This window comes from Bradyrhizobium sp., from assembly GCF_030654605.1.
In the GTDB taxonomy this organism is placed as follows: domain Bacteria; phylum Pseudomonadota; class Alphaproteobacteria; order Rhizobiales; family Xanthobacteraceae; genus Bradyrhizobium.
Genome location: NZ_JAURXB010000084.1, coordinates 1 through 4204 on the forward strand (window position 1 = coordinate 1; position 4204 = coordinate 4204).

5 protein-coding genes are annotated in these 4204 nt (G+C 62.5%); 2 read left to right on the forward strand and 3 right to left on the reverse strand.

The genetic code is table 11. The features are described from left to right. A partial coding sequence (locus Q7U29_RS09045; protein WP_304740583.1) for a glycosyltransferase family 39 protein occupies positions 1-521 on the reverse strand: 521 nt, incomplete at its 3' end. Between the two features lie 113 nt (positions 522-634). Between Q7U29_RS09045 and lepA the strand changes: the two genes are divergently transcribed. Then, positions 635-2440 carry a translation elongation factor 4 gene (gene lepA / locus Q7U29_RS09050; RefSeq protein ID WP_304740585.1) on the forward strand — a complete coding sequence of 602 codons (1806 nt, stop codon included), beginning with the start codon at positions 635-637 and terminating at the stop codon, positions 2438-2440. 34 nt (positions 2441-2474) lie between these two features. Here lepA and Q7U29_RS09055 read toward each other — a convergent pair whose 3' ends face one another. Both Q7U29_RS09055 and Q7U29_RS09060 read right to left on the reverse strand, forming a co-directional pair. Next, on the reverse strand, positions 2475-2966 hold the full coding sequence (locus tag Q7U29_RS09055; protein ID WP_304740587.1) for a GNAT family N-acetyltransferase: 492 nt from the start codon (positions 2964-2966) through the stop codon (positions 2475-2477). 278 nt (positions 2967-3244) lie between these two features. Beyond that, entirely contained in the window at positions 3245-4096 is an 852-nt protein-coding gene (locus Q7U29_RS09060; protein WP_304740589.1) for a LysR family transcriptional regulator, read from the reverse strand. Here Q7U29_RS09060 and Q7U29_RS09065 point away from each other — a divergent pair. Continuing rightward, on the forward strand, positions 4002-4204 hold a 203-nt coding region (locus tag Q7U29_RS09065), incomplete at its 3' end, for a hypothetical protein (protein ID WP_304740591.1). The two genes, Q7U29_RS09060 and Q7U29_RS09065, sit on opposite strands and share 95 nt — an antisense overlap.

The following is a 4204-nucleotide window of genomic DNA, read 5'->3' on the forward strand; positions in this document are numbered from 1 at the left end:
TCGAGATAGGCCAGCACCAATAGCGGCAGCGTCACCAGCTGCAGCAGGTCCGGATTGTACTTGAAACCCTTGAAGTTGAAGATCGGATAGAGCGCCAGCATCACCACGACGAAGAAGGCGCGGCGGCGATCCACCACGCGCAGCGCGATCAGCCAGAAAATCACGAGGCCGCAACCGACCGTCGCCATCGCCAGCGCGTAGGTCGACCAGTTGGCGACGGGAAACAGCTTGAACCAGAGGCCGGCGACCCATCCCGAGAGCGGCGGATGCTTGCCATAGCCGAACTGGAACTTCTGGCCCCAGGCGAAGGCCTCCGCGACGTCCATATGGACGTCCTGCGCCGCCTTGAGATTGACCAGGATCAGGGTCCAGAGCACCGCATGGGCGGCGGCAAAGCCGATCACCAGCCAGAGGCCGGCCTTGGGATCGGAGGCCTGCGCGGCGAGCCACGCCGGCAAACGCCTGATCTGCGGCCAGCGGCGCGCGCGCGAAGCCGCGGGCAAAATTGATGCAGTCGACATGGCCTGTGCGTACCGCGTTTTGGCCAAAAGTGGAATCAGGTTGGCGTGAAGAAGCCCCGCCAAAAAGCCGCATTATGGTTGCCGCAGCGGGGTGCCAATGCTATCCCGCGCCCATGACATCCATCCCTATTTCCAACATCCGCAACTTCGCCATCGTTGCGCATATCGACCATGGCAAATCGACGCTGGCCGACCGTCTGATCCAGACCACCGGGGGCCTGCAGGCGCGCGAGATGAAGGAGCAGGTGCTCGATTCCATGGATATCGAGCGCGAGCGCGGCATCACCATCAAGGCGCAGACCGTGCGGCTGACCTATCCGGCCAAGGACGGCAACACCTACATCCTCAATCTGATCGACACCCCCGGCCATGTCGACTTCGCCTACGAGGTGTCGCGCTCGCTGGCGGCCTGCGAGGGCTCGCTGCTGGTGGTCGACGCCAGCCAGGGCGTCGAGGCGCAGACGCTCGCCAACGTCTACCACGCGCTCGACGCCGGCCACGAGATCGTACCGGTGCTCAACAAGATCGACCTCCCGGCGGCCGAACCGGACCAGGTCAAGCGCCAGATCGAGGACGTGATCGGCATCGACGCTTCCGACGCGGTGATGATCTCGGCGAAAACCGGCATCGGCATCGACCTCGTGCTGGAAGCCATCGTACACCGGCTGCCGGCGCCGAAGGGCGACCGCAATGCGTCGCTGAAGGCGCTGCTGGTCGACAGCTGGTACGACGTCTATCTCGGCGTCGTGGTGCTGGTTCGCATCGTCGACGGCGTGATGAAAAAGGGCCAGCGCATCCGCATGATGGGCACCAACGCCGCCTATGACGTCGAGCGCGTCGGTTTCTTCACGCCGAAGATGACGCAGGTCGACGAACTCGGCCCCGGCGAGATCGGTTTCATCACGGCCGCGATCAAGGAAGTCGCGGACACCCGCGTCGGCGACACCATCACCGACGACAGGAAGCCGATCACCGACATGCTGCCGGGATTCAAACCGGCCGTCCCCGTGGTGTTCTGCGGCCTGTTCCCGGTCGACGCCGACGATTTCGAAACGCTTCGCGCGGCGATGGGCAAGCTCAGGCTCAACGACGCCAGCTTCTCGTTCGAGATGGAAACTTCCGCCGCGCTCGGCTTTGGCTTCCGCTGCGGCTTCCTCGGGCTTTTGCATCTGGAAATCATCCAGGAGCGGCTGCACCGCGAGTTCGATCTCAACCTGATCGCGACCGCGCCGAGCGTGATCTACAAGATGCATCTCACCGACGGGCAGGAGATCGAGATCCACAATCCGATCGATATGCCCGACGTGGTGAAGATCGCCGAAATCCACGAGCCGTGGATCGAAGCCACGATCCTGACCCCCGACGAATATCTCGGCAGCGTCCTCAAACTCTGCCAGGACCGACGCGGCAATCAGAAAGAACTCACCTATGTCGGCAATCGCGCCATGGTGAAATACGAACTGCCGCTCAACGAGGTGGTGTTCGATTTCTACGACCGCCTGAAGTCGGTCTCCAAGGGCTATGCCTCGTTCGACTATCACCTCACCGACTACAAGCCGGCCGACCTGGTCAAGATGCAGATCCTGGTCAACCTCGAGCCGGTCGACGCGCTATCGATGCTGGTGCATCGCACCCGCGCCGAAGGCCGCGGCCGCGCCATGGTCGAGAAGATGAAGGAGCTGATCCCGCCGCACATGTTCGTGATTCCGATCCAGGCCGCGATCGGCGGCAAGGTGATCGCCCGCGAAACCGTCCGCGCGCTGCGCAAGGACGTGACGGCCAAGTGCTACGGCGGCGACATCACGCGCAAGCGCAAGCTTCTGGAGAAGCAGAAGGAAGGCAAGAAGAAGATGCGGCAGTTCGGCAAGGTCGACATCCCGCAGGAAGCGTTCATTGCCGCGCTGAAGGTCGATAGCTGAGCTGTGTCGGCCGGCCGAGTGCCCGTCGCGGCCCTTACGGCAGTCTCAAGACATAGAATTTCGAATCGACCGCCATGACCGGGAAGGCCCTGGGCAGGTCGGCTTTTGGCAGCTCCTCAAAACCCTTCTTTTCGTAGAACCGGTGCGCCGCCAGAAATTTATCCGTGGTGCCGAGAAAGATCCCGGTGACGCCCCGCGTGCGCGCATGCGCCAGCAAGGCGTCGAGAAGCCTGCCGGCCACGCCGAACTCCCGGCCGCGAAACGGGCTGGCGACGAACATCTTCCGCAACGCTGCCTGCCCTGAACCGATGTCCTTCAATCCGACCGTGCCGACAACTTCGTCATGTGCTCGCGCCACCCAGAATCCGCCAGTCCCCGACTGGTAGAACGCGGCAATGTCCGCGAGATCAGGCTGATCCGCCTCGGTGACGGGAATGCCGAATTCTCCCTGCTGGATCGGCAAAATGACATTCAGGACCCCTCGCCGATCGGCATCGGAGAACGCGGCTATGGAAATATTCTTCATTGATATTCCGGTCTTTCCAGACAACCCGGCGGATAAGTGCAGGTATGGATTTTGGCGCGGCTGACTATCATGAGGTGAGAGGAAGGACAATCAGGCGATTGGCTTGCGGCCTGCTCTCGCGACGCTGCGAAGTCCGCTCCAGCCGGCCGTTCCGGCGGAACCTCGTCGCTCGCGGGAACGGCGTTCTGCTGGCCCACAATCGAAATGCAGACATCCGCGGCACCCGCGGTGACGAGCGCGACTATTCGATGCATGCCAATGGGAAACAGCGCGCGGTTTCAGGAGGTGAGCTGAGTAATGACGAAATCGAGCAGTGTGCGAAGGCGCAGCATGCGGCGCAGGTCGCGATGATATCCGACGTAAGTGTCGCGACTGGGCGGGGATTCGCCGAGATCGATGCGCTTCAGACCCGGCAGGCTGTCCGCCAGCGGGCAAGGCAGGACGGCGAGCCCGGCACCGAGCTGGCAGAGGCGGGCCTGCGCTTCACGATTGTTGCTGCGGAAGGCGATCTCCGCCTCTGGCAACACGTGTTTGAGCCAGGTCGCATCCGGCATGTCGGCGAAAGCCGTATCCATCGTAACCAGCCGATATCCCCTGCCGTCTCCCGGCGTGGGTACACGGGTGCCCTTGGTGCCATAGAGCGCATAGGGAATCCGCAGCAATCTGCGCGAAATGACGGCCGGTTCGGCGAACGGCTTGATCCGAAAGGCAAGGTCGGCTTCCCGTCGTGAGAGACTGTAAAGCCTGGAATCGGTGACGAGCTCGATGGTCACCCGCGGGTGGGCCTTGGCAAAGGCGGCCAGCACCGGCGCAAGCATGAAGGTGCCAAACCATTCCGAGCATGAGATGCGCACATTGCCGCCGAGTCCGTGATCCTCACCGCTCAGACGGCGCGCGAGCGCCAGGGTCTCTTCCTCGATCTGCTCGGCGTGCGGGAGCATGAGGTTGCCGTTGTCGGTAAGAACGAAGCCTTCGGGCGTACGCTGAAACATCGCATGACCGACCGCCTCCTCCAGCGCGCGCAAGCGCCGCCCCATGGTCGGCTGGCTCAATCCGAGCTTCCTTCCGGCCCCGCCGAGCGTTCCTTCCCGCGCGATCGCCAGGAAGATGCGGAGATCGCTCCACTCCACCGTCACCCCCCAAACATTTTCGAATGAATATCATACACGATTGTTGATTTCATTCAAAATTGTTTCGCACCACATTCCGTTCGAGCGAAACGGAGATTTGCCATGCGC

What these genes read in the sequence shown, in the direction of transcription:
- lepA (WP_304740585.1), top strand. Translation starts at nt 635, where the DNA reads ATGACATCCATCCCTATTTCCAACATCCGCAACTTCGCCATCGTTGCG.
- Q7U29_RS09055 (WP_304740587.1), bottom strand. Translation starts at nt 2,966, where the DNA reads ATGAAGAATATTTCCATAGCCGCGTTCTCCGATGCCGATCGGCGAGGG.